We start from the raw sequence: 24,728 nt of genomic DNA, 5'->3' as shown, positions 1-24,728 counted from the left end.
CCCGTTGGTGTTGAACACCGGATGCACTTCAGGCAACTGTGGGTGCCGGATCCGGATTGACTGCCGGCGTGCCGCCGCTGCCGCCACTGCCCGACGGCGGAATGCGCGGCGTCCAGTCCTTGGGCGGACGCGGTGCGCGGCCGGCCATGATGTCGTCGAGCTGTTCCGTGTCGATGGTTTCCCATTCGAGCAGGGCCTTGGCCATGGCGTGCATCTTGTCGCTGTTTTCCTCGATCAGGCGGCGCGCCTGCGCGTACTGCTCGTCGATGATGCGGCGCACTTCGGCATCGACCTTTTCCATGGTCTGCTCGCTCATGTTGGTGGTCTTGGTGACCGAGCGGCCGAGGAACACTTCGCCTTCGTTCTCGGCGTAGACCATCGGGCCCAGCGCATCGGTCATGCCGTAGCGCGTGACCATGTCGCGGGCAATGGAAGTCGCGCGCTCGAAGTCGTTGCTGGCGCCGGTGGTCATCTGGTGCATGAACACTTCTTCGGCGATACGGCCGCCGAACAGCATGCTGATCTGGTTCAGCATGTATTCGCGGTCATAGCTGTAGCGGTCCTGCGCCGGCAGGCTCATGGTCACGCCCAGGGCTCGGCCTCGCGGAATGATGGTGACCTTGTGGACCGGGTCGCACTTGGGCAGCAGCTTGCCGATGAGCGCGTGGCCGGACTCGTGGTAGGCCGTGTTGCGGCGCTCTTCCTCGGGCATGACCATGCTCTTGCGCTCGGGGCCCATGAAGATCTTGTCCTTGGCCTTCTCGAAGTCCTGCATCTCGACCACGCGCGCATTGCGGCGTGCGGCCATCAGGGCGGCCTCGTTGCAGAGGTTGGCCAGGTCGGCGCCGGACATGCCGGGCGTGCCGCGCGCGATGACGCTCGGGTTCACGTCCTGGCCGAGCGGCACCTTGCGCATGTGCACGCCCAGGATCTGCTCGCGGCCGCGGATGTCGGGCAGCGTCACATACACCTGGCGGTCGAAGCGGCCGGGGCGCAGCAGCGCGGCGTCCAGGATGTCGGGGCGGTTGGTGGCAGCCACCACGATCACGCCCAGGTTGGTTTCGAAGCCGTCCATCTCGACCAGCATCTGGTTCAGGGTCTGTTCGCGCTCGTCGTTGCCGCCACCCAGGCCGGCGCCGCGCTGGCGGCCCACCGCATCGATTTCGTCGATGAAGATGATGCAGGGGGCGTTTTTCTTGGCGTTCTCGAACATGTCGCGCACGCGGGCCGCGCCCACACCGACGAACATTTCGACGAAGTCGGAACCCGAAATCGAGAAGAACGGAACCTTGGCTTCGCCGGCAATCGACTTGGCCAGCAAGGTCTTGCCGGTACCCGGCGGGCCGACCAGCAGCAGGCCGCGCGGAATGCGGCCGCCGAGCTTCTGGAAGCGCTGCGGGTCTTTCAGGAAGTCGACCACTTCACGGACTTCTTCCTTGGCCTCGTCGCAGCCCGCGACGTCGGCGAAAGTGACCGTGTTGTTGTTCTCGTCCATCATGCGGGCCTTGCTCTTGCCGAAGCTGAACGCCCCGCCTTTGCCGCCGCCCTGCATCTGCCGCATGAAGTAGATCCAGACGCCAATCAGCAGCAGCATCGGCCCCCAGCTCACCAGCAGCGTCATGAGGAGCGAGCCCTCTTCGCGTGGCTTGACGTCGAACTTGACGTTGTGATCGATCAGGTCGCCCACCAGGCCGCGGTCGAGCACGGTGGCGGTTGTACGGATCTTGCGATCCTCATTGGTGACGGCCACGATTTCTCCGCCGCCGGCGCCTTCGGGAATGACGGCGCTCTTGATCTGGTTGTTTCGGACCTGATCCAGGAACTCCGAATAACTCACCGTCCCTGAACCGACGCCGCCGCGGGTGTCGAACTGCTTGAACACAGTGAACAACACCATGGCAATGACGAGCCATACGGCAACTTTGGAAAACCACTGATTGTTCAAACGAAGCTCCAGTCGAAAGCGCGTGACAAGATTGTGAAAAGAACGCGCTATGGATACGCAATTGCGCCCCATTTTAGGCTTTTCAAGCTGCGAAAAGCGGGCATTTCCCTAAAGCAGCCATAGCTTGACAAGGGTTTGCGCCCCATAGGCGCGCTTTCCCGGGGGCTGGCCTCAAGGTATCAAAGCGTTTCCTGAGCCTTCAGACCCATGCCGACAAGAAAAGTTTCGGACGATTTGTCGCGCGAAGCCTTGGGTTTGAACGGCTTCACGGTGCGGAAATTCGCCTTGAACAGCTTCACCAGTTCGTCATAGCCGCCGCCATGAAAAAGCTTGGCCACCAAGGCTCCTTCGGGCTTCAGATGGTGCCGGGCGAAGTCGATTGCAAGCTCGATCAGGTGCGCCACGCGGGCCGCATCGGCCGAATGGATGCCCGACAGGTTGGGCGCCATGTCGGAAACCACCAGGTCGGCCTTCCGGCCGGCCATTGCACCCAGCACCTGCTCCAGCAGTTCCGTCTCGCGGAAATCGCCCTGCAGAAAGGTCACGCCCTCGATGGGCTCCATCGGCAGGATGTCCAGCGCGATGATGGTGCCGTTCAACTCGCCGGCCGCGGCGCCCGCGGGCGACATGCGTCGGCGCAGGTACTGGCTCCAGGCTCCGGGGGTGGAACCCAGGTCGACCACCAACTGGCCCGGCTTGACCAGCCCGAGCGACTCGTCGATTTCCTTGAGCTTGTAGGCGGCGCGGGCGCGATACCCCTCCCGCGCGGCCAGTTTCACGTACGGATCGTTGATGTGGTCGTGCAGCCACGCCTTGTTGACTTTTTTGCTCTTTGCCTTGGTGCTCATGGATAGCCTCTCGTGCTTCGCGTTGCGGTATTCGCCTTGGAAGCGGCCCGGCGGTTCGAGAGGTTGCTTTCTACCCTCGATAATACGGGGATGCCCGCCATTCAACTTACCCCTGCCGAGCGCAAGGTGCACCGCGCCGAAGCTCACCATCTGGATCCGATCGTCATGGTCGGTGGAGACGGGCTCACCCCTGCCGTGAAAAAAGAAGCCGACGCGGCGCTCAAGGCCCACGGCCTGATCAAGATCCGCGTCTTCTCCGACGACCGCGTGGCCCGCGATGCCATGCTGCAAGAGCTCGCCGACGAGCTCGACGCCGCGCCCATCCAGCACATCGGCAAGCTGCTGGTGCTGTGGCGCCCCAAGCCCGAGAAAGAGCGCGTGGTCGATGAAGACCGCATGCCCGGCCCGCGCGACGTCAAGATCCTGAAGTACAGCAAGCGCGGCGGCCAGCGCCCCGAGATCAAGACCCTGCGCGTGCTCGGCAACCAGCGGCTCACGCCCGGCGGCACCATCAAGCGCGCCAAGGCGAAGCGGCCGCTCTCGGCCAAGAAGCGCAACCAGGCAGACTGAACTTGGTGCCAGCGCAAGGCGCGCAGCGCCACATTCTCTGCATGAAGTGGGGCACGAAATACGGCCCCGAATACGTCAACCGCCTCTACGCGATGGTGCGCCGCAATCTCAGCGGCGACTTCAAGTTCGTGTGCCTGACAGACGACGGCACCGGGATCCGCCCCGAGGTGACATGCCTGCCGATCCCGCCGCTGAACCTGCAGCTGGCGCCCGGTCAGCGCGACGGCGCGTGGAAGAAGCTCACCACTTTCGAGAAGGACCTGCACGGCCTGCGCGGCACGGCCCTGTTCCTGGATGTGGACGTGGTCGTGGTCGGCAGCCTCGATGCCTTCTTCGAATACCCCGGCGAGTTCCTGATCATTCACGACTACGCGCGCCCCTGGCGGCGCCAGCGGATCACGGGAAATTCGTCGGTCTACCGCTTCGAGCTGGGCGCCCATGCCGACATCCTGGCGTATTTCCGCGACAACATGGACAAGGTCCAGGCCGAGTACCGCAACGAGCAGACCTACCTGTCCGCCATGATGCACAAGCAAGGCAAGCTGGGCTACTGGCCTGCAGCCTGGTGCCCGAGCTTCAAGTACCACGGCATTCCGATGTGGCCGGCCAACTACTGGGAAGAGCCCTTCGTGCCGGAGGGCGCGCGCATCATGGTGTTCCATGGCGAATGCAACCCGCCCGACGCGCTGGCGGGCCGCCGCAACCGGACCTTCCGCTACATCCGGCCGGCGAACTGGATCACCAGGTTCTGGAAGGAATGATCGGGACGGCGGCCGGGACGGCGCAGCTCCGTCCTGCCGCCACCTGCATTCAGCCCGCGGCGGGCACCCGGGCGCCGCCCATGCGCCACAGCAGCGCACCGGCACAGAGCCACTGAACCACGTACATGCCGCTTCCCACGGCGTGCCACAGCTTGAGGTTGTCGCGCGCAAGAATGCGCGGCGCCACGGCATATTGCTGCAGCAGCGCCAGCAGCAATGCACCCAGGATCAGGAAGATGGCGGCCATCGAGGCGCTGTCGATGCGCTGGTCCATCTTCGTCCTGAAGTGAACCAGGAGAAGCAGGCCGCAGCCAATGGCAATCCAGCTCTGCGCCTCGAACAGCTGGCCCGCGAAATTGCCGGCCACCGCGGGGTTGCCGAGTCTCGCGAAGAGCATCGGCACCACGAGGAAACCGATCGTCGTGAGGCTGCCCCACCAGAAGGCGGCCAGCAGCAGCGCGAGGCGGTCTTTCATCCGGTGGATCAGATGTAGCGCACGGCCACGATCTCGTAGCGCTTGAGGCCGCCCGGCGCCTGCACCTCGGCGGTGTCGCCCTCTTCCTTGCCGATGAGCGCACGCGCAATCGGGCTGGAGATGTTGATCAGGCCCAGCTTCAGGTCGGCTTCGTCCTCGCCGACGATCTGGTATTTGACGGCTTCGCCCGACTCTTCTTCCTCGAGTTCCACCGTGGAGCCGAACACAATCTTGCCGCCGGCGTCGAGTTCTGTCGGATCGATGATCTGGGCAGCTGAAAGCTTGCTCTCGACTTCCTGGATGCGGCCCTCGATGAAGCCCTGGCGGTCCTTCGCGACCTCGTATTCGGCGTTCTCGCTCAGGTCGCCCTGCGCGCGGGCTTCAGAGATCGCATTGATGACCCAGGGGCGGTCCACGGTCTTGAGCTGATGCAGTTCGGCACGCAGCTTCTCGGCACCGCGCTTGGTAATTGGAATGGTGGCCATGTTTGGTTCTCCATAAAGCGAAACCGCCGAACGCTGCCGTTCGGCGGTCGATTGGGGGACAGGATCAGACGAGTGTGCGTCCGGTCAGCCGGCTCAGGATGGCGAGCGGGCTCGAACCCGGATTGTATTGCTTAGCCGCGGGCAGATGAAGGGTCTGCTCGAGCATGTACTGGCCCGCCATGACGGCGTGCGAGGTCTGGTCGGAGAAGCACACCCACACCGAACCCGGCGGGAACTCGGCCTTCTCCTGCGGCGAATTTTCCTGGTAGGCCATGTCCGACTTCATGCCGTCGTGCAGCTGCAGCATCAGGTGGTCGTACTCGCTGCGAAACGACTTGGTCACGTGCAGCGCCTGCAGCAGCTTGGCCTGCCAGCGCACATAGGGCTTGGCACGCGGCAGGAAGCGCCTGGCGATGTCCTCGAAAGGCTCGCCCACGCGCCACACGCGCGGTGCGCCCTCGGGGTTGACGTTGGTGAACACGCGCAGGATGCGCTCGCCGTAGTTGGGCCGCGACGGGAAGGCATCGACATGCAGGCGCCGGTCGTCGGCGCGCCAGGACTGCACGCGCGTCTCTACCTTTGCCGGCCGGTAGCTGGTCGGTGCCAGGCGCAAGGCCGGTGCGTAATGCGGCAGCAAACCGTGGATCAGCTGCTGCGCCTGCGCGCGGAACCGCCCCACCATCGCGGCAGCGGCACGCAGCACCGCCTCGTCGCCGGCCACGCCCTTGAGCTTGCCGTTGGCATCGAGGCTGATGTTGCGCACGTCGGGCGACAGCAGGCTGGGCGTCAGCAGACTGCGTTCTTCTGGCCGCAGCTCGAAGCCCAGGCGCGGAAAGTACAGCACCTTGCCGGCTTCGAGCGCCGCGATCCACGCTTCGTTGGGCGTGGCCGCGTTCCAGTCGCTCAGGTCCAGTTCGACCAGTTGCGTTTCCATGATGGCGCCAAGCTCAGGCCACCGCCGCCAGCTGCGCGTGCATCTCCTGCACCGAGATCACGCCGAGCTCGTCCATGAAGCCCATGCCCTCGACCGCAGCTTCGGCGCCGAAGATCGTGGTGAAGGTGGTCACGCGCGCCAGCAGCGCCGAGGTGCGGATCTGGCGCGAATCGGTGATGGCGTTGCGGCGCTCTTCCACCGTGTTGATGACCAGCGCGATCTCGTTGTTCTTGATCATGTCCACGATGTGCGGGCGGCCCTCGGTCACCTTGTTCACCGTCGCGCATTCGATGCCTGCAGCGCCGATGGCGGCTGCCGTGCCCTTGGTCGCGATGATCTCGAAGCCCAGCTTGACCAGGCCACGCGCCACTTCCACGGCGCGCGCCTTGTCGTTGTTCTTCACCGAGATGAAGACCTTGCCCGACTTCGGCAGGTGCGTGCCCGCGCCCAACTGCGACTTCACGAAGGCTTCGCCGAAGGTCTTGCCCACGCCCATCACTTCGCCGGTCGACTTCATCTCGGGGCCGAGGATGGTGTCCACGCCCGGGAACTTGACGAACGGGAACACGGCTTCCTTCACGCTGAAGTACGGCGGCGTCACTTCCTTCGTCACGCCCTGCGACGCGAGCGACTGGCCCGCCATGCAGCGCGCCGCCACCTTGGCGAGCTGGATGCCGGTGGCCTTGCTCACGTAGGGCACGGTGCGCGATGCGCGCGGGTTCACTTCGAGCACGTAGATGACGTCCTTGCCGTCCTTCTGCTGGATGGCGAACTGCACATTCATCAGGCCGACCACGTTCAGCGCCTTCGCCATGGCGGCGCTCTGGCGCTTCAGCTCGGCAATGGTTTCGGCGCTCAGGCTGTAGGGCGGCAGCGAACAGGCGGAGTCGCCCGAGTGCACGCCGGCCTGTTCGATGTGCTCCATCACGCCACCGATCAGCGTGCCGCCTTCGGCATCGCGGATGCAGTCGACGTCGCATTCGACGGCGTCGTTGAGGAAGCGGTCGAGCAGCACCGGCGAGTCGTTGCTCACCTTGACCGCTTCGCGCATGTAGCGCTCCAGGTCGCGCTGCTCGTGCACGATTTCCATCGCGCGGCCGCCGAGTACGTAGCTCGGGCGCACCACCAGCGGATAGCCCAGCGCCGCGGCCTTTTCGAGCGCCTCGGGTTCGGTGCGCGCCGTGGCGTTCGGCGGCTGGCGCAGGCCCAGCTCGTGCAGCAGCTTCTGGAAGCGCTCGCGGTCTTCGGCCGCGTCGATCATGTCGGGCGAGGTGCCGATGATCGGCACGCCATTGGCTTCGAGGTCGAGCGCGAGCTTCAGCGGCGTCTGGCCGCCGTACTGCACGATCACGCCGAGCGGCTTTTCCTTGTCGACGATCTCGAGCACATCTTCGAGCGTGAGCGGCTCGAAGTACAGGCGGTCCGAGGTGTCGTAGTCGGTGGACACGGTCTCGGGGTTGCAGTTGACCATGATGGTTTCGTAGCCGTCCTCGCGCATCGCGAGCGCGGCATGCACGCAGCAGTAGTCGAACTCGATGCCCTGGCCGATGCGGTTGGGCCCGCCGCCGAGCACCATGATCTTCTTCTTGTCCGTCGGGTCGGCTTCGCACTCGTCCTCGTAGGTCGAGTACATGTAGGCCGTGTTGGTCGCGAACTCGGCCGCGCAGGTGTCCACGCGCTTGTAGACCGGGCGCACGCCGAGCGCGCGGCGCTTTTCGCGGACGGCCGTGTCGGTGGTCTTCAGCTGGCGCGCCAGGCGGCGGTCGGAGAAGCCCTTCTTCTTGAGCGCGAGCAGCGTGTCCTTGTCGATGTCGTCCAGCGACTTGGTTTCCAGTTCGAGCTCGATCTTCACGATCTCCTCGATCTGCACCAGGAACCACGGGTCGATCTTGGTCAGCGCGAACACTTCATCCACGCTCAGGCCCATGGCGAAGGCATCGCCCACGTACCAGATGCGCTCCGGGCCGGGCTCGCCCAGTTCCTTTTCGAGCACTTCGCGGTCCTGCGTCTTCTCGTTCAGGCCGTCCACGCCCACTTCGAGGCCGCGCAGCGCCTTCTGGAACGATTCCTGGAAGGTGCGGCCCATGGCCATCACCTCGCCCACCGACTTCATCTGCGTGGTGAGGCGCGAATCGGCCTGCGGGAACTTCTCGAAGGCGAAACGCGGGATCTTGGTGACCACGTAGTCGATCGAAGGCTCGAACGACGCGGGCGTGGCGCCGCCGGTGATCTCGTTGCGCAGCTCGTCGAGCGTGTAGCCCACGGCCAGCTTGGCCGCGACCTTGGCGATGGGAAAGCCCGTGGCCTTGGAGGCCAGCGCCGACGAACGCGAGACGCGCGGGTTCATCTCGATGACGACCATGCGGCCGTCCTTCGGGTTGATGGAGAACTGCACGTTCGAGCCACCGGTGTCGACGCCGATCTCGCGCAGCACGGCCAGCGAGGCGTTGCGCAGGATCTGGTATTCCTTGTCGGAAAGCGTCTGCGCGGGCGCCACGGTGATCGAGTCGCCGGTGTGCACGCCCATCGGATCGAGGTTTTCGATCGAGCAGACGATGATGCAGTTGTCGGCCTTGTCGCGGACCACTTCCATCTCGTACTCTTTCCAGCCGAGCAGCGATTCTTCGATCAGCAGCTCGTTGGTCGGCGAGGCTTCGATGCCGCGCTTGCAGATGGTCTCGAACTCGTCGGGGTTGTAGGCGATGCCGCCGCCGGTGCCGCCGAGCGTGAAGCTGGGGCGGATCACGGTCGGGAAACCGAGCGTCTTCTGCACGGCCCAGGCCTCGTCCATCGTGTGCGCGATGCCCGAGCGCGCCGAGCCAAGGCCGATCTTGGTCATCGCGTCCTTGAACTTCAGGCGGTCCTCGGCCTTGTCGATGGCTTCGGGCGTGGCGCCGATCAGCTCGACGGGCTTGTTGGTGGCCGCGCCCGTGTACTTGTCGAGCACGCCGTGGCGCCAGAGGTCGAGCGCGCAGTTGAGCGCGGTCTGGCCGCCCATGGTCGGCAGGATCGCATCGGGGCGTTCCTTGGCGATGATCTTCTCGACCGTCTGCCAGGTGATGGGCTCGATGTAGGTCACGTCGGCCGTGGCCGGGTCGGTCATGATCGTCGCGGGATTGCTGTTGATCAGGATGACCTTGTAGCCCTCTTCGCGCAATGCCTTGCAGGCCTGCACGCCGGAGTAATCGAACTCGCAGGCCTGGCCGATGATGATCGGGCCGGCGCCGATGATGAGAATGGATTGGAGGTCTGAGCGCTTGGGCATCTTATTTGTCCTTGGTGAAACCGATGCCGCGGCCGCTGTAGGCCCCCGGCTTCGGCTCATCCATCAATTGATGGATCGCGTTGAATACATCGCGAAAGTTCTGGTCGTATCGCTGTTCCAGCGCATTCAGCTTGCGCTTGAGGTCGGCGTGCTCCGACAGCATGCTGCGCAGCTTGACGAAGGTGCGCATGATCTCGATGTTGACGGCCACGGCGCGTTCGCTGCGCAGCACGCTCGACAACATGGCCACGCCCTGCTCGGTGAAGGCCACGCTTCGGTAGCGCGCGCCGCCCGAGCCCGGCTTTTCGGGTTTTGAGATCACAAGTTGTGATCTCAAAGCGTCGAGGTCCTGGTTCTCCAGGCTGAAAGCAAAATCCGCGGGAAAACGATCGAGGTTGCGGCGCATGGCCTGCAACAACACCCGGGTCTCGACGCCGTAGAGCGCGGCAAGGTCCTGCGCCAGCATGACCTTGAGGCCGCGCAGCACATAGATCTTGCCCTCGGCATCGCGCAATGCGGCGAGCACCGAGACATCGAGCACCGCGGGTGCATCAGCCACGTGCCTGCTCCATGAGCGCCGTGAAGCGGTCGAACAGGTAGCCGATGTCGTGCGGGCCGGGCGAGGCCTCCGGGTGGCCCTGGAAGCAGAACGCCGGCTTGTCGGTGCGCGCCAGGCCCTGCAGCGTGTTGTCGAACAGGCTGATGTGGGTCGCACGCAGGTTGGCCGGCAGCGATTTCTCGTCGACCGCGAAGCCGTGGTTCTGGCTGGTGATGCTCACGCGGCCGTCGTCCAGGTCCTTCACCGGATGGTTCGCGCCGTGGTGGCCGAACTTCATCTTGAAGGTCTTGGCGCCCGAAGCCAGCGCCATGATCTGGTGGCCCAGGCAGATGCCGAAGGTCGGAATGCCGGTTTCGATCAGTTCCCTAACCGCGCTGATGGCGTAGTCGCAGGGCTCCGGATCGCCCGGGCCGTTGGCCAGGAAGATGCCATCGGGCTTGAGCTTGAGCACATCGGCCGCGGGCGTTTGCGCCGGCACCACGGTGATGCGCGCGCCGCGCTGGGCGATCATGCGCAGGATGTTCTTCTTGACGCCGTAGTCGAAGGCCACGACATGGAACTTCGGCGTGATCTGAACGCCGTAGCCCGCGCCCAGCTTCCATTCGGTTTCGGTCCATTCGTAGGTCTGCTGGACCGACACCACCTTGGCCAGGTCGAGCCCGGCCATATTCGGCGCGGCCTGGGCCGCCGCAATGGCCTTGTCGATCAGCGCCTGCGTCACGGCTTCGCCTTCGGCCAGGCCGAGAATGCAGCCGTTTTGCGCGCCATGCGTGCGCAGGTGGCGCGTGAGCTTGCGGGTGTCGATGTTCGCGATGGCCACCGTCTTGCCGGCCACGAGGTATTCGTTCAGCGTGGCGGTCTTGCGGAAGTTGGACGCGACCAGCGGCAGGTCCTTGATGATCAGGCCCGCGGCGTGGATCTTGTCGGCTTCGATGTCTTCCCCGTTGACCCCGTAGTTGCCGATGTGCGGATACGTGAGCGTCACGATCTGCTGGCAATAACTCGGGTCGGTGAGGATTTCCTGGTAACCGGTCATGGCGGTGTTGAACACCACCTCGCCGGTCGTGGAGCCGGCGGCTCCGATCGAATTGCCTTGAAAGACCGTGCCGTCTGCGAGCGCCAGGATGGCGGGCGGGAAACTTCCCTTGAGAGACAAAAGCACTGGGTTCTCCGGATGGTTACGGTCGCCCGGAGCCCCAGGCGCGTTGCCTGCGGACTTGCTTCAAGGGGATTTTGGCGTTAAAGGCGGCCGGGCGACGCTATTGCGAGTAAGCCCCCGATTGTAGCTCGGCGGCATCGCCCTCTCGGCTCGCAAGGCCGGAAAACATTCGCGGCCCATGCCTATGCGGCATTCGTAGATCAGGAAGTCGCTTGGGCAAGCGCCGCCGCACCGCTCGCGTGCAGGCAGATCGCCGCCGCGGCCGCCACGTTCAGCGACTCCTCGCCGCCAGGCTGCGCGATCCGGATGTGAAGGCCGGCGCGGGCTTCCAGGGCGGGCGAGACGCCCTGCCCTTCGTGCCCCAGCAGCCATGCGCAAGGATGCGGCAGGCTCGCCTGGTGCAGCCAGTCGCCCCGGTGGGAGCTGGTGGCCACCAGCGGCACCTTCAGCTCGTCGAGCGCATCGGCTTCCACGCCTTCGATCAACCGCAGCCCGAAATGCGCGCCCATGCCGGCACGCAGCACCTTCGGCGCCCACAGCGCCACGGTGCCCTTGAGCGCGATCACCTGCTTGAAACCGAAGGCCGCCGCACTGCGCAGGATGGACCCGGCATTGCCGGCGTCCTGCAGCCGGTCGAGCACCACGCTCGGCGCGTCGGGAAGCAACGCCGGCCGCACCGGCAGATCGAGCACGAATCCCATCGGTGCGGGCGACTCCAGCCCGCTGACCGCCCGCAACAGATCGTCGTCGACCACTACCGTTTTGATAGCAGCATTCGCCCACTCGGCAGGAGCCGAAGGCCAGAACGACTCTGAAAAGACGGCGATGGCGGGCCGGACGCCGCGCGCAAGCGCCGCGCGGCAAAGATGATCGCCTTCGAGCCAGACGCGGCCGAGCCTGCGGTAGGCGCCCGGGTCCTGGGCCAGCTTGCGCAGGTCCTTGAGCAGTGGGTTGTCGCGCGAGCTGATGTGGCTCGCGCCAGTCGGGCTGGTCATGCCGGGGCTCGGGGCGCGGCGCCCGGATCGAGGTGCGCGGTTTCGACTGTTGCGATTCGCATCGGGACCGGCATCGTGGCGTCGGCCAGCGCAACCGCATCGGCCGCCGCGGTGCGTGCCAGCGCCGCGGCCACCGGGCTGAACGACCTGCGGTGATGAACGCATGCGCCATGGCGCTGCAGCGCCTCCAGGTGCTCCGGTGTGCCGTAGCCCTTGTGGCCGGCAAAGCCGTAGTGCGGAAATTCGACATGCAATTGCTCGCACAGCCGGTCGCGGTGGACCTTGGCGAGGATCGAGGCGGCGGAAATCGCCTTGACCCGCGCATCGCCCTTGATGATGGCCTCGGCCAGCACGTCGAGCGTGGGCAGGCGGTTGCCGTCGACCAGCACCTTGGCGGGCTTCAGGCGCAGGCCCTCGACCGCACGGCGCATCGCGAGCATCGTGGCCTGCAGGATGTTGTGGGTGTCGATTTCCTCGACGCTGGCCTGCCCCACCGAGCAGCACAGCGCCTTGGCAAGAATCTGGTCGTGCAGGCGTTCACGCTGCAGCGCCGTCAACGTCTTGGAATCGGCCAGGCCGCGGATCGGGCGCAGGTCGTCCAGGATGACGGCCGCCGCCACGACCGGTCCGGCCAGCGGGCCGCGGCCCGCTTCATCGACGCCCGCAACGAGGCCCGGCGCGTCCCACACCAGGGCCGCCTGTTCAGCCTTCAAGAACTTTCTGGATCGCATCGGCGCAAAGTGTGGGCGTATCGCGCTGCAGTTGCACGTGCAGCTCTGAAAATTTTTGTTGCAGCGCCTGCGTTTTCTCGGGCGCATCGAGCCAGGCCAGCGTGGCAGCGGCCAGCGCCTCGGGCGTGGCGGCCTCCTGCAGCAGCTCGGGCACCACGAATTCGCGCGACAGGATGTTGGGCAGGCCGACCCAGGGCTGGAGCTGCTTGCGCTGCATCAGGCGCCATGACAGCGCGTTCATGTTGTACGCGATGACCATCGGCCGCTTGAACAACGCAGCCTCGAGCGTGGCGGTGCCACTGGCGATCAGGGTCACGTCGCAGGCGGCCAATGCGGCATGCGATTGGCCGTCGAGCAGCTGTACCCGCCCGGCCGCGCCGCTGGCCTGTAGCAGCGCCTCGACTTCGACGCGCAACCCCGGCAGGATGGGCGCGACGAACCTGAGTGCCGGCCGTGCCTTCAGCATCTGCGCCGCGGCGGCAAAAAACCGGGCGGCAAGGTAGCGCACTTCCGAACGGCGGCTGCCGGGAAGCAGAGCCACGACCTGTGCATCCGGCGCAAGGCCGAGGGCCGTGCGTGCTGCAACGCGGTCAGGCGCCATGGGGATCACGTTGGCCAGCGGATGGCCGACGTAGCTGCCCTGCACGCCGTGCTCGGCCAGCAGTGCCGGCTCGAACGGGAAGATGCACAGCACGTGGTCGGCCGCAGCCCGGATCTTTTCGATGCGGTCGGCGCGCCAAGCCCAGATCGACGGGCAGACGAAATGCACGGTCTTCATGCCGCGGCCGCGCAGGCCGGCTTCGAGGTCGAGGTTGAAATCGGGAGCGTCGACGCCGATGAAGAGTTCGGGCCATTCGCGCAGCAGCCGCGCCTTGAGTTGGCGCCGAATGCCGGCGATTTCGGCATAGTGGCGCAGAACCTCGATGTAGCCACGCACCGCGAGCTTTTCCTGCGGCCACCAGCTCTGCAGCCCGTGCGCAAGCATGCGGGGCCCGCCGATGCCCACGGTCTGGAGCGACGGCCAGCGCGCCTGCAGGCCGTCGAGAAGAAGGCCCGCGAGCAGGTCGCCGGAAGCCTCCCCCGCGACCAGCGCGAACCGCCGCTGTTCGTCCTTGCCCATGGTGCCTGTTACTTCAACGCGCGATGCCGCGCGTCGACCGGGCCAGGAAGCGCTCCATGAGCGCCACGTCCTCGGCTGCTTCCGGCGTTTCGGCAGCCAGCGCGGCGATGCCGGCGCGCGCCTCTTCGAGCGTCTTGCCCTGCCGGTACAGCAGGCGGTGCATCTGCTTCACCGCGGCCAGGCGAGGTGCCGAAAAATCGCGGCGGCGCAGCCCTACGACGTTGAAGCCACGCACCGCGAGCGGATTGCCGTCGACCAGCATGAAGGGGGGCACGTCCTGCGACACGGCGCTGGCAAAGCCGACCATGGCATGGGCGCCGACCGAGACGAACTGGTGGATGCCCGTCAGCCCGCCGATCGTGACCCAGTCGGCCAGGTGCACGTGGCCGGCCAGCGTGGTGTTGTTGGCCAGCGTAGTGTGGTCGTCGACATGGCAGTCGTGCGCGATGTGCGTGTACGCCATGATCCAGTTGTCGTTGCCCACCCGCGTGATGCCGCCCGCCCCCGGCACGCCGAGGTTGAAGGTGCAGAACTCGCGGATGACGTTGCGGTCGCCGATGACCAGTTCGGTCGGTTCGCCGGCGTATTTCTTGTCCTGCGGCACCGCGCCGAGCGAGGAAAACTGAAAGATCCGGTTGTCGCTGCCGATGGTGGTGCGCCCTTCGATCACGCAATGCGCACCGATGGCCGTGCCGGCGCCGACCCGCACGTGCGGACCGATCACGGTGTAGGGCCCGACCGAAACGGAGGCGTCCAGCTGTGCCTTCGGGTCGATGAGTGCTGTGGGATGAACCTGCGTCATGCCTTGTCGTGACTGCCGCAAGATCAGTTGATCTGGCGCATGGCGCACATCAGCGTGGCCTCGCAGGCCAGCTCGCTGCCCACCAGCGCGCGGCCCTTGAACTTGGAGATGCCGGCTTTCATGCGCTCGATTTCGACTTGGAGCGTGAGCTGGTCGCCGGGCTCCACGGGGCGCTTGAAGCGCGCGCCGTCGATGGCTGCAAAGTAATAGACCGTGTTGTCGTCGGGCACGATGTCGAGCGAATGAAACGACAGCAGCGCTGCCGCCTGCGCCATGGCTTCGAGCATGAGCACGCCTGGCATCACCGGACGGTGGGGGAAGTGGCCGTTGAAGAAGGGCTCGTTCATCGTCACGTTCTTGAGCGCCGTGATGCGCTTGCCCTTTTCCATGTCCAGCACGCGATCCACCAGCAGGAACGGGTAGCGGTGGGGCAGCAGCTTGAGGATTTGATGGATATCGAGCGTCGTCGTCATGATGTTCTGTTCCTGCATCGTCTTCACTTTTTCTGAGGGGCTTTTTCCAGCGCCTTGAGTCGTTCGCGCAGGCTGTGCAACTGCTTGAGCGTTGCCGCGTTCTTTTCCCAGCTGGCATTGTCGTCGATGGGGAACATGCCGGTGTACTGGCCGGCCTTGTGGATCGAGCGGGTAACCACGGTCGCAGCGGACACATGAACCCCGTCCGCCACCGTGAGATGGCCCAGCACGATCGCGCCGCCGCCAAAGGTGCAATGCGCGCCGATGATGGCGCTGCCCGCCACGCCGACGCAGCCGGCCATGGCCGTGTGCTTGCCGATGCGCACGTTGTGGCCGATCTGGATCAGGTTGTCGAGCTTGACGCCGTCCTCGATGACGGTGTCGTCGAGCGCGCCGCGGTCGATGCAGGTATTGGCACCGATCTCGACATCGTTGCCGATGCGCACCGCGCCCAGCTGCTCGATCTTGACCCACGCGCCCTCGTGCGGCGCCAGGCCGAAGCCGTCGGCACCAATCACCACGCCCGGATGCAGCAGGCAGCGCTCGCCGACCACACAGTCTTCGCTGACCGTCACGCGCGACTTGAGGACCGTGCCGGCGCCGATGCGCGCGCCCCGCTCCACCACGCACAGGGCGCCGATGCGCACCGTGGCGTCCACCAGGGCCTCGGGATGGATCACCGCGGAGGGATGGATGCGGTCGGCCTCGGGCCGCGCGTGATGCGCCTTCCACAATTGCGTGAGGCGCGCGAAATAAAGGTAGGGATCGGCCGCGACGATGAACGCCCCGCGCGCGGCCGCGGCCTCGCGCATGGCCGGCGCAACGATCACGCAGGCGGCCTTGGAGGCCGCCAGTTCCTGCTGGTATTTGGGATGGCTCAGGAAACTGAGCGCATCAGGCTGTGCATTCTGGAGCGGCGCAAGCCGTTCGATGGACAGCACCGGGTCCCCGTGAAGCTCGCCCCCAAGGGCGCTGACAATGGCTCCGAGCTGCAGTCCCACGCCGATTCGCGGCGTTATTTGCCGGCCGAAGGAGCAGTGGTCGAGGCGTTCAAGGCCTTGATCACCTTGTCCGTGATGTCATGCTTGGGATTGATGTAGATCGCTTCCTGCAGGATGGCATCGTACTTTTCAGCCTCGGCCACCTGCTTCACGACGCGGTTGGCACGTTCGTAGACCTGCTGGAGCTCTTCGTTCTTGCGCGCATTGAGATCTTCCTGGAACTCGCGGCGGCGGCGCTGGAAATCGCGGTCCTGGTCGACCAGCGCGCGCTGGCGTGCGGTACGCTGGCTTTCGGAAAGGGTTGTGGCTTCGCGCTCGAACCGCTCGGAGGCCGTCTTCAGTGCTTCGCCCTGCGCCGTGAGATCCTTTTCGCGCTTGAGGAATTCGGCCTCGAGCTTGGCTTGAGCCGCCTTGGCCGGCTGCGCCTCGCGCAGCACGCGGTCCGGATTCACGAAGCCGATGCGAAAGCTTTCCTGCGCCTGGACAGCAGGTGTTGCAGCCAGCGCGAAAACGGGGATCAACAACGCGCCGGCGGCGGCACGAATCAAATGCTTCATTTAGAAAGACGTTCCGATCTGGAATTGCAAGCGCTGGATTCTATCCTTCGGGATCAGGATGAAGCCGGTATTCGGATCCAGCACTTCCTTTTGGGACTTGATGGGGAAGGCGTAGGCAAGGCGCAGCGGGCCCAGCGGCGAGATCCAGCTGACCCCGAGGCCCACCGAGGCGCGCAGCTTCTTGTCGGCCTTGTACTGCTCGTCGCTCACGCCGGGGGCGCGCGAACCGAATACGTTGCCGACGTCGAAGAAGCCGTACAGGCGCAGGGTGCGGTCGTTGCCCGCACCAGGGAACGGCGTGCTGAGCTCGGCGTTGAAGACGGCCTTCTTGGTGCCGCCCAGTGCGGCGCCTTCGGTCTGCAGGAACAGCGGCTTATCGCGCGGACCGAGCGAGTTCTGCTCGAAGCCGCGGATGGAACCCAGGCCACCGGCATAGAAGTTCTTGAAGATCGGGTAGTCCTTGCCGCCGAGCGGCTTGGCATAACCCAAGTCAGCGTTGATCGCAAAGGTGTATTGCTTGTTGATCGCGAAGAACTGCTGGTATTGGTAGTTCGTCTTGAAATACTTCATTTCGCCGGCGACGCCCAACTCCAGGTTGGCGCGCTGCAGGCGCCCGGTGGTCGGAACCAGCGCGCTGTCGCGGCTGTCGCGCCCCCAGCCGATGGTCAGCGGGATGCCCCACACGCTCTTCCGGTCGCACTCGGTCACGAACAAGCCGGTCGCATCCCTCTGGCACTGGAAATAGCGAAGATACGAATTCGGCGTGAAGAGTCCCGAGAAAGAAGTCGATGTGTTCGGCTCGAACGCGTAGCGCTCGAGCCCGACGCCGAAGAAGACCGTGTCGACTTCGCTGAACGGCACGCCAAAGCGGATCGAAGCGCCCTGGTTGACCAGTTTGTAGTCGCCGTCGATGTTGGTCGAATACGGTCGCGTGGTCGTGTGATAGAGGCTGATCGTGCGCGAGATGCCGTCCTTCGTGAAATACGGATCGGTGGTGGTCACGGACAGCGTGCGGTTGTACTTGCTGGTGTTGACCTGCACTCCCAGGAAGTTGCCCGAACCGAAGACGTTCTCCTGCGAGATGCCGAAGGTCAGAGCCACCTTTTCCGCGCTGGAGTAGCCCGCGCCAAGCTGCAGGCTGCCGGTGGGCTTTTCCGCCACGTTGATGACCAGGTCGACCTGGTCGGGCGAGCCCGGGATCTCCTGGGTTTCGACATTCACTTCGGTGAAGAAGCCGAGGCGGTCCACGCGGTCGCGCGAGAGCTTGATCTTGTCGCCGTCGTACCAGGAGGCCTCGAACTGGCGGAACTCGCGCCGGATGACTTCGTCGCGCGTCTTGGCGTTGCCGCCCACGGCCACACGGCGCACGTAGACGCGGCGCGAGGGTTCGGCCTGCAGGGTCAGCGTCACCCGGTTGTTGACGCGGTCGATTTCCGGGCGTGCCTGCACGCGCGCGAACGCATAGCCGAAGGTGCCGAAGTAGTCGGTGAAGGCCTTGGTGGTTTCGGTGACCTGCTCGCCGTTGTAGGGCTCGCCGGGCTTGATGGTCACGAGCGACTTGAATTCCTCGTCGCGGCCGAGATAGTTGCCGTCGAGCTTGACACCGGCCACCACGAACTTCTCCCCTTCGGTGATGTTGACGGTCACCGACAGGTCCTGGCGGTCCGGCGAGATGGCGACCTGGGTCGAATCGATGCGGAACTCGAGATAGCCGCGCGTGATGTAGTACGAACGAAGCGTTTCCAGGTCCGCGTTGAGCTTGGAGCGCGAGTACTGGTTGGACTTGGTGTACCAGCTCATGAAGCCGCCGCTGTCCTGGTCGAACAGGCTCAGCAGCGTCGATTCGCTGAATGCCTTGTTGCCGATCACGCGCACCTCGCGAATGCGCGCGGAATCGCCCTCGGTGACGGTGAACGTGAGATTGACGCGGTTGCGCTCGATGGGCGTGACCGTGGTCACGACTTGCGCGTTGTAGAGGCTGCGGCTCACGTACTGGCGCTTGAGCTCCTGCTCGGCACGGTCGGCCAGGGCCTTGTCGTAGGGGCGGCCATCGGCCAGGCCCACTTCGCGCAATGCCTTCTGGAGCGCGGCCTTGTCGAACTCCTTGGTGCCGACGAAATCGACATCGGCAATGGTGGGACGCTCTTCGACGATCACCACCAGCACGTTGCCGTTGACGTCGATGCGCACGTCCTTGAACAACCCCAGGTCGAACAGCGCGCGGATGGCGGCCGAGCCGCGCTCATCGCTGTAGGTATCGCCTACACGCAGCGGCAGCGATGCGAAGATCGTGCCGGGCTCGACGCGTTGCAAGCCCTCGACGCGAATGTCACGCACCGTGAAGGGCTCGACGGCCCAGGCTGCCGTGGCCGCCAGCGCGCTGGCCACTACCGCGGCAACGCTACGCAGGCGAAAGCGACTGAAGTTTGTGTTCATCTGTGAAATGGGCCGGCGCGGAAAGGGCCGGCAGAAAGTTAACCAAAGAGCCGCGTGACGTCGTTGAAGAGTGCAACCGACATCATGACCAGCAGCAAAGCGACACCGCCGCGCTGAAGCCGTTCCATCCAGGCGTCAGAGACGCGCTTGCCGGTCAGGCCCTCCCAAAGATAATACATCAGGTGTCCTCCATCGAGGACCGGCAGCGGCATGAGATTGAGCACGCCAAGGCTCACGCTGATCAGTGCAAGGAACACGAGGTACTGGGTCAGCCCGAGGCTCGCGGACTTGCCCGCATAGTCTGCAATCGTGAGCGGCCCGCTCAGATTCTTGAGCGAGGCTTCGCCGATCACCATCTTGCCCATCATGCGGACGGTCAGCGCCGACACCTCCCAGGTGCGCACGATGCCGCGCCAGACGCCGTCGACGGGGCCTTGCCGCACCATCACCATTTCGGGCGGCGCACCGACATAGGCGCCGATGCGGCCGACCTTCACGGCGCCCTCCTCGCGCAGTTCGGGCCTGACTTCGAGTTCGATCAATTGGCTGCCGCGCTGCACCTGCCAGGTCTGCTGGCGCGGCTGGTCGCCATCGATCGAGGTCCGGATCACCTCGCGCAGCTGCTGGCCATCGAAGATGGGCGCATTGCCGACGCTGCGGACCACGTCGCCGCTGCGAAGGCCCGAGCGCTCTGCCGCGCTGCCGGCCATCACCTGGCCGATCTCGGGCCGCGTCAGCGGTGCGATCACGCCGATCTTGCGAAACATCTGCGGGTCGGCGTCCTTGGCCTCCATGAGGCTCAGCGGCAGCACGACCTGCCGGCCGGGCCGGCCACCCTCGCCCGCCACTTCGAGCGTCAGGTCCCGGCCATCGAGCGCGCCGCGCGTCATTCGCCAGCGAAGGTCCTCGAACGACTGCACGGGCTCCAGGTCGCCCTCGAAGCCGGCGCGCGTGATGTGCTCGCCGCCGCGCAGCCCCGCCGCTTCCGCGAGCGACGCCGCCACCGGACGCGCCAGCTTGGCGACGGGCTCCTCGACCCCGATCCAGTTGACGGCCGTGTAGAGCACCACGGCAAGCAGCAGGTTGGCAATGGGTCCGGCAGCGACGATGGCCGCGCGAGACCGCAGCGGCTGCGTGTTGAAGGCGCGGTGCCGATCTTCCGGCGCCACCGGCCCCTCGCGCTCGTCAAGCATCTTGACGTAGCCGCCGAAGGGAAACGCGCCAATGACGAACTCGGTTTCCTGGCCCGGGTGCTGGCGCCTGGGCTGCCAGCGGTACAGCGTCTTGCCGAAGCCGACCGAGAACCGCAGCACTTTGACCCCGCAAGCGACGGCGACGCGGTAGTGGCCGTATTCGTGCACGGCAATCAGGACGCCGAGTGCAACCACGAAAGCAATAACGGTGAGCATCCGGATCCTCTGTTGGCGGGAGTGTCAGGCCGCGAAGCGCAGGGCCGCGGCATTGGCGGCCGCCCGGGCACTGGCGTCGAGCGCCAGCAGGTCGGCCAGCGATGTGGGCTTGGAGGGACTGACAGCTTCCAAAGTTTCCATGTTGACCGCATGAATGCGGTCGAAGCGCAGTCGCCGATCAAGAAAGGCCTCGACCGCGACTTCGTTGGCAGCATTGAGGACCGCCGTGGTTCCGGGCGCCGCACGCAGCGCATGCCAGGCCAGGCCCAGTCCCGGGAACAGCGCCGCGTCGGGCGCATCGAAGCTCAGCGACGCCATCTGGCGGAAGTCGAGGCGCGCGGCGCCGCTCTCGATGCGCTCGGGCCAGGCCAGGCCGACGGCAATCGGCACCCGCATGTCGGGCGTTCCGAGCTGGGCAATGACCGATGCATCGGTGAACTGGACCATCGAATGCACCACGCTCTGGGGATGGATGACCACCTCGATCTGTTCGGGCAGGACGCCGAACAGATGGCGCGCCTCGATCACCTCGAGCGCCTTGTTCATCATGGTGGCGGAGTCGACCGAGATCTTGCGGCCCATGACCCAGTTCGGATGCGCGCAGGCCTGCTCGGGCGTGACCGTGCCCAGTGTGCCGGGCGCGCGCGTGCGGAACGGGCCGCCCGATGCCGTGAGAATGATCTTGTCGATGCGCCGCGGCCAGGTCGACGGGTCTTCCGGCAGCGACTGGAAAATGGCCGAATGCTCGCTGTCGATCGGCAGCAGCGTGGCACCGCCCTCGCGCACGGTGCGCATGAACAACTCGCCGCCGACCACCAGCGCCTCCTTGTTGGCCAGCAGGAGCCGCTTGCCGGCACGCGCCGCAGCCAGGCAGGGCCCCAGGCCCGCCGCACCGACGATGGCGGCCATGACGGCGTCGACCTCTTCGTGGGACGCTATTCTTTCGATAGCATCGTCACCACTCAATACCTTGGTGCCGAGATTGTTCTGCTCAATCTTTTCCGCCAGCAGCGCCGCATGCGGCGCGCTCGCCATGACCGCATAGCGCGGCGAAAACCGCGCGCATTGCGCCAGCATTTCATCGACCTTGGTCGATGCGGAAAGCGCGAAGACCTCGAAGCGCTCCGGGTGCCGCGAAATGACATCGAGCGTGCTGACGCCGACCGATCCGGTCGATCCCAGCACCGTGATGCGTTGTTTGGGTGTGTTCACAAGAAGGCCAGCATCATTGCAATGGGAAGTGCCGGCAAGAGGGCATCCACGCGGTCGAGCACGCCCCCATGGCCCGGCAGCAGGCTGCTGCTGTCCTTGGCGCCGGCGCTGCGCTTGATCAGCGATTCGACCAGGTCGCCAACCACGCTCATCGCGGCGAGAAACACCACACCCACAAGCAGCAGCCACCAGCCGCGCTCGTGCAGCCGGGTGTAGAGGCTTGCCACCGTCGCGCCGGCAGCCCTGTCGGCCCACACCCAGGCAAAGGCCAGCACCACCACGCCCGCCATGCCACCCCACACGCCTTCCCAGCTCTTGCCGGGGCTGATGGCGGGCGCGAGCTTGCCGCGCGTGAACTTGAGGCCGAAGGCGCGGCCCGAGAAATAGGCGAAAACGTCCGCCACCCAGACCAGCACGAGAATCGAGAGCAGGAAGTTGATGCCGACCATGCGTGCCTGTACGGCCGCTAGCCACGCCACCCAGAGCACCAGCAGCCCGCCGACCAGCCGCAGCCCGCGTGGAATGCGGGGCCAGCCCGGCACGGCCACGCGCAGCAGCGCGGCTCCGCCGAGCACCCAGGCCGCACTGGCCAGCAGCCACATGAGCAGCAGCGACCGATCAAGCAGGCCGAGCCACCACGAAAGCGCGCACAGCGCCACCGTCTCCAGGCCGAGGAAGACCGACAGCCGCTGGCCATAGCCGTTGAGGCGGCCCCACTCCCATGCCCCTGCGCCGATCAACACCAGCATCACGCAGGCAAAGGGAACGTGGGAGGGGTAGAAGAGCGCCGGGAGCAGGATCGCCAACAGGACGATGGCCGTGAGGATGCGTTGTTTGAGCATGCGGCTGGGCGGCTGGAGGGTCGGGCCGTGAGGCCCTCAGGCCAACTGGCGATCGGGTGCGGAGCCGCTGCCGGCGGTGATCTGCGCGGAGGTCTTGCCGAAACGGCGCTCGCGCGCCTGAAACGCGGCGATTCCCGCATCCAGCTCGGCCTGGTCGAACTCGGGCCAAAGCTTGTCGCTGAAGAAGAGTTCCGCATACGCGCTCTGCCACAGCAGGAAGTTCGACAGGCGCTGCTCGCCACCGGTGCGAATGAGAAGGTCGGGGTCGGGCACGTGCGCCAGGGCCATGGCGCGGTCGAGATTCGCTTCGGTGAGCGCCTCGCCCTGCTCGGCCAGCTTGGCCGCGGCGCGGGCAATGTCCCACCGGCCGCCGTAGTTGAAGCAGACGTTCAGGATCAGCTTGGTGTTCTGTGCGGTGGCGGTCTCGGCGTCGACCAGGCCTTGCACCATTTTCTTGGAGAGGCCTGCGCGCTCGCCGACGAAATGCAGCTGCACCCCGTCACGGCTCAGCTTGGGCACCTCGCGTGCGAGTGCGCCCACCATGATTTCCATCAGCCCCGAAACCTCTTCGGGCGGACGGTTCCAGTTCTCCGACGAAAACGCGAAGACCGTGAGAATGCCCACGCCGCGATCGACACACGCCTTGACGCAGCGCCTGAGCGACTCGACGCCCTGCTTGTGTCCCGCCACGCGAGGCAGGAATCGCCGCGTGGCCCAGCGTCCGTTGCCATCCATGACGATGGCAATGTGGTGGGGAATCTGCAGCGAAGAAGAGGCCATGCGCAGCCTCAAACGGCCATGATCTCCGCTTCCTTGGCCGCGACCAGGCGATCGATTTCCGCGATATGGCGGTCCGTGACCTTCTGGATTTCGGCTTCGGCGCGCTTCTGGTCGTCCTCGGAGGCGAGCTTTTCCTTGACCAGCTTCTTGACCGACTCGTTCGCATCGCGGCGCAGGCTGCGCGTGGCGATCTTGGCGGTTTCGCCTTCGTTGCGGACCAGCTTGGTCATTTCCTTGCGGCGCTCCTCGCTCATCGCGGGAAGCGGCACGCGGATCAGGTCGCCCATCGATGCCGGATTCAGCCCCAGGTCGCTTTCGCGGATGGCCTTCTCGATCTTGGCGCCCATGCCCTTCTCCCAGGGCTGAACGCTGATCGTGCGCGAGTCGAGCACCGACACGTTGGCCACCTGGCTCAGCGGAACCTGCGAGCCGTAGTAGTCCACGTGGATCGAGTCGAGCAGCGCGGAGTTGGCCCGGCCGGTACGGATCTTGGTGAGGTTGTTCTGGAACGCAGCGAGCGACTGGTTCATCTTCGCGTCGGTCGCGCTGCGGATTTCTGCAATGGTGGGGGTCGTCATCTCAAATTACTCCTCAGGCATGCACCAGCGTGCCTTCGTCCTCGCCCATGACGACGCGCTTGAGCGCGCCGTTCTTGAAGATCGAGAACACCTTGATCGGCAGCTTCTGGTCGCGGCACAGCGCAAAGGCCGTGGCGTCCATGATGCCGAGATTCTTGGCAATCGCCTCGTCGAAAGTGAGCGACGAATAGCGCGTTGCATCGGGATGGGTCTTCGGATCGGCCGAATAGACGCCGTCGACCTTGGTGGCCTTGAGCACCAGCTCGGCGCCGATCTCGGCCCCGCGCAGCGCGGCGGCCGTGTCGGTGGTGAAGAACGGATTGCCCGTGCCCGCGGCAAACACCACGACCTTGCCTTCTTCGAGGTACTGCAGCGCCTTGGGCCGCACGTAGGGCTCGACCACCTGCTCGATGGCGATGGCAGACATGACGCGCGCGATCAGCCCCTGCTTGTTCATGGCGTCGGCCAAGGCCAGCGAGTTCATGACGGTGGCCAGCATGCCCATGTAGTCGGCCGTGGCGCGGTCCATGCCGACCGAGCCTCCCGCGACGCCGCGGAAGATGTTGCCGCCGCCGATCACCACGGCGACTTCCACGCCCATGTTCACCACTTCCGCCACCTCTTCGACCATGCGAACGATGGTCGCACGATTAATACCAAAGGCATCGTCTCCCATCAACGCCTCCCCCGACAGCTTCAACAAGATTCGCTTGTGGGCTGGGCGGGGATCAGACATGGGCAATTTCCTTACTTGGGTTGGCGGGGGCGAGTGTAGAACGAGGCGGTGAAAA

At 65.4% G+C, this 24,728-nt stretch carries 24 protein-coding genes; 2 read left to right on the top strand and 22 right to left on the bottom strand.

The genetic code is table 11. The features are described from left to right. Positions 1 to 28: 28 nt before the first annotated feature. Complete coding sequence (ftsH, locus tag QFZ47_RS25135) at positions 29 to 1,945, bottom strand: ATP-dependent zinc metalloprotease FtsH (RefSeq protein ID WP_307658222.1); 1,917 nt, start codon at positions 1,943 to 1,945, stop codon at positions 29 to 31. Between the two features lie 179 nt (positions 1,946 to 2,124). Next, positions 2,125 to 2,943 (bottom strand): RlmE family RNA methyltransferase, encoded by an 819-nt coding sequence (locus QFZ47_RS25130; RefSeq protein WP_370880613.1) that lies wholly within the window; start codon positions 2,941 to 2,943, stop codon positions 2,125 to 2,127. On the opposite strand from QFZ47_RS25130, the gene QFZ47_RS25125 reads away from it, so the two are divergent. Together QFZ47_RS25125 and QFZ47_RS25120 are read left to right on the top strand one after the other, a co-directional pair. Then, on the top strand, positions 2,884 to 3,363 hold the full coding sequence (locus QFZ47_RS25125; RefSeq protein WP_307658220.1) for a YhbY family RNA-binding protein: 480 nt from the start codon (positions 2,884 to 2,886) through the stop codon (positions 3,361 to 3,363). The genes QFZ47_RS25130 and QFZ47_RS25125 overlap by 60 nt on opposite strands. Positions 3,364 to 3,404: 41 nt before the next feature. Further along, positions 3,405 to 4,124 carry a glycosyltransferase gene (locus QFZ47_RS25120; RefSeq protein WP_307658219.1) on the top strand — a complete coding sequence of 240 codons (720 nt, stop codon included), beginning with the start codon at positions 3,405 to 3,407 and terminating at the stop codon, positions 4,122 to 4,124. Positions 4,125 to 4,173: 49 nt separating this feature from the next. Here QFZ47_RS25120 and QFZ47_RS25115 read toward each other — a convergent pair whose 3' ends face one another. The 20 genes from QFZ47_RS25115 to pyrH form a co-directional block, all read right to left on the bottom strand. After that, positions 4,174 to 4,599: a DUF4149 domain-containing protein gene (locus QFZ47_RS25115; RefSeq protein ID WP_307658218.1), complete on the bottom strand. Its 426-nt coding sequence runs from the start codon at positions 4,597 to 4,599 to the stop codon at positions 4,174 to 4,176. A gap of 8 nt (positions 4,600 to 4,607) precedes the next feature. Further along, positions 4,608 to 5,084: a transcription elongation factor GreA gene (greA, locus tag QFZ47_RS25110; RefSeq protein WP_307658217.1), complete on the bottom strand. Its 477-nt coding sequence runs from the start codon at positions 5,082 to 5,084 to the stop codon at positions 4,608 to 4,610. A gap of 64 nt (positions 5,085 to 5,148) precedes the next feature. Continuing rightward, a complete protein-coding gene (gene kdoO, locus QFZ47_RS25105) occupies positions 5,149 to 6,018 on the bottom strand; it encodes a Kdo hydroxylase KdoO (RefSeq protein WP_307658216.1) in 870 nt (289 codons plus the stop codon). 13 nt (positions 6,019 to 6,031) lie between these two features. Next, the gene (gene carB / locus QFZ47_RS25100; RefSeq protein WP_307658215.1) at positions 6,032 to 9,283 is read right to left on the bottom strand and encodes a carbamoyl-phosphate synthase large subunit; all 3,252 of its coding nucleotides are present in this window, start codon (positions 9,281 to 9,283) and stop codon (positions 6,032 to 6,034) included. A 1-nt stretch (position 9,284) separates the two neighbouring features. Then, positions 9,285 to 9,842, bottom strand: coding sequence for an ORF6N domain-containing protein (locus tag QFZ47_RS25095; protein ID WP_307658214.1), 558 nt, complete (start codon positions 9,840 to 9,842; stop codon positions 9,285 to 9,287). After that, positions 9,835 to 11,004 (bottom strand): glutamine-hydrolyzing carbamoyl-phosphate synthase small subunit, encoded by a 1,170-nt coding sequence (carA, locus tag QFZ47_RS25090; protein WP_307658213.1) that lies wholly within the window; start codon positions 11,002 to 11,004, stop codon positions 9,835 to 9,837. Before carA ends, QFZ47_RS25095 begins: the two co-directional genes overlap by 8 nt. A gap of 197 nt (positions 11,005 to 11,201) precedes the next feature. Beyond that, complete coding sequence (locus QFZ47_RS25085; protein WP_307658212.1) at positions 11,202 to 11,996, bottom strand: TrmH family RNA methyltransferase; 795 nt, start codon at positions 11,994 to 11,996, stop codon at positions 11,202 to 11,204. Continuing rightward, positions 11,993 to 12,727, bottom strand: a complete 735-nt coding sequence (rnhB, locus tag QFZ47_RS25080; protein WP_307658211.1) for a ribonuclease HII — start codon at positions 12,725 to 12,727, stop codon at positions 11,993 to 11,995. The genes QFZ47_RS25085 and rnhB overlap by 4 nt, the downstream gene beginning before the upstream one ends. Then, positions 12,699 to 13,847 (bottom strand): lipid-A-disaccharide synthase, encoded by a 1,149-nt coding sequence (lpxB, locus tag QFZ47_RS25075; RefSeq protein WP_307658210.1) that lies wholly within the window; start codon positions 13,845 to 13,847, stop codon positions 12,699 to 12,701. Before lpxB ends, rnhB begins: the two co-directional genes overlap by 29 nt. A 13-nt stretch (positions 13,848 to 13,860) precedes the next feature. Beyond that, positions 13,861 to 14,649, bottom strand: a complete 789-nt coding sequence (lpxA, locus tag QFZ47_RS25070; RefSeq protein ID WP_307658209.1) for an acyl-ACP--UDP-N-acetylglucosamine O-acyltransferase — start codon at positions 14,647 to 14,649, stop codon at positions 13,861 to 13,863. 23 nt (positions 14,650 to 14,672) lie between these two features. After that, positions 14,673 to 15,140, bottom strand: coding sequence for a 3-hydroxyacyl-ACP dehydratase FabZ (gene fabZ / locus QFZ47_RS25065; RefSeq protein ID WP_307658208.1), 468 nt, complete (start codon positions 15,138 to 15,140; stop codon positions 14,673 to 14,675). A gap of 5 nt (positions 15,141 to 15,145) precedes the next feature. Next, positions 15,146 to 16,123, bottom strand: coding sequence for a UDP-3-O-(3-hydroxymyristoyl)glucosamine N-acyltransferase (gene lpxD / locus QFZ47_RS25060; RefSeq protein ID WP_307658207.1), 978 nt, complete (start codon positions 16,121 to 16,123; stop codon positions 15,146 to 15,148). Positions 16,124 to 16,137: 14 nt separating this feature from the next. Then, a complete protein-coding gene (locus QFZ47_RS25055; RefSeq protein ID WP_307658206.1) occupies positions 16,138 to 16,680 on the bottom strand; it encodes an OmpH/Skp family outer membrane protein in 543 nt (180 codons plus the stop codon). Further along, positions 16,681 to 19,116 (bottom strand): outer membrane protein assembly factor BamA, encoded by a 2,436-nt coding sequence (gene bamA, locus QFZ47_RS25050; RefSeq protein ID WP_307658205.1) that lies wholly within the window; start codon positions 19,114 to 19,116, stop codon positions 16,681 to 16,683. A gap of 38 nt (positions 19,117 to 19,154) precedes the next feature. After that, positions 19,155 to 20,525, bottom strand: a complete 1,371-nt coding sequence (gene rseP, locus QFZ47_RS25045) for an RIP metalloprotease RseP (protein ID WP_307658204.1) — start codon at positions 20,523 to 20,525, stop codon at positions 19,155 to 19,157. Between the two features lie 24 nt (positions 20,526 to 20,549). Further along, positions 20,550 to 21,737: a 1-deoxy-D-xylulose-5-phosphate reductoisomerase gene (ispC, locus tag QFZ47_RS25040; protein WP_307658203.1), complete on the bottom strand. Its 1,188-nt coding sequence runs from the start codon at positions 21,735 to 21,737 to the stop codon at positions 20,550 to 20,552. Next, complete coding sequence (locus tag QFZ47_RS25035; RefSeq protein WP_307658202.1) at positions 21,734 to 22,579, bottom strand: phosphatidate cytidylyltransferase; 846 nt, start codon at positions 22,577 to 22,579, stop codon at positions 21,734 to 21,736. Before QFZ47_RS25035 ends, ispC begins: the two co-directional genes overlap by 4 nt. 36 nt (positions 22,580 to 22,615) lie before the next feature. Beyond that, positions 22,616 to 23,359, bottom strand: coding sequence for a polyprenyl diphosphate synthase (gene uppS, locus QFZ47_RS25030; protein ID WP_307658201.1), 744 nt, complete (start codon positions 23,357 to 23,359; stop codon positions 22,616 to 22,618). Between the two features lie 8 nt (positions 23,360 to 23,367). Continuing rightward, positions 23,368 to 23,937, bottom strand: coding sequence for a ribosome recycling factor (frr, locus tag QFZ47_RS25025; RefSeq protein ID WP_307658200.1), 570 nt, complete (start codon positions 23,935 to 23,937; stop codon positions 23,368 to 23,370). 13 nt (positions 23,938 to 23,950) lie between these two features. Beyond that, complete coding sequence (gene pyrH, locus QFZ47_RS25020; RefSeq protein ID WP_307658199.1) at positions 23,951 to 24,673, bottom strand: UMP kinase; 723 nt, start codon at positions 24,671 to 24,673, stop codon at positions 23,951 to 23,953. Between the last annotated feature and the right edge of the window lie 55 nt (positions 24,674 to 24,728).

Source organism: Variovorax paradoxus, assembly GCF_030815975.1.
Taxonomy (GTDB): domain Bacteria; phylum Pseudomonadota; class Gammaproteobacteria; order Burkholderiales; family Burkholderiaceae_C; genus Variovorax; species Variovorax paradoxus_N.
This window is presented reverse-complemented; position numbering and strand designations above follow the sequence as displayed.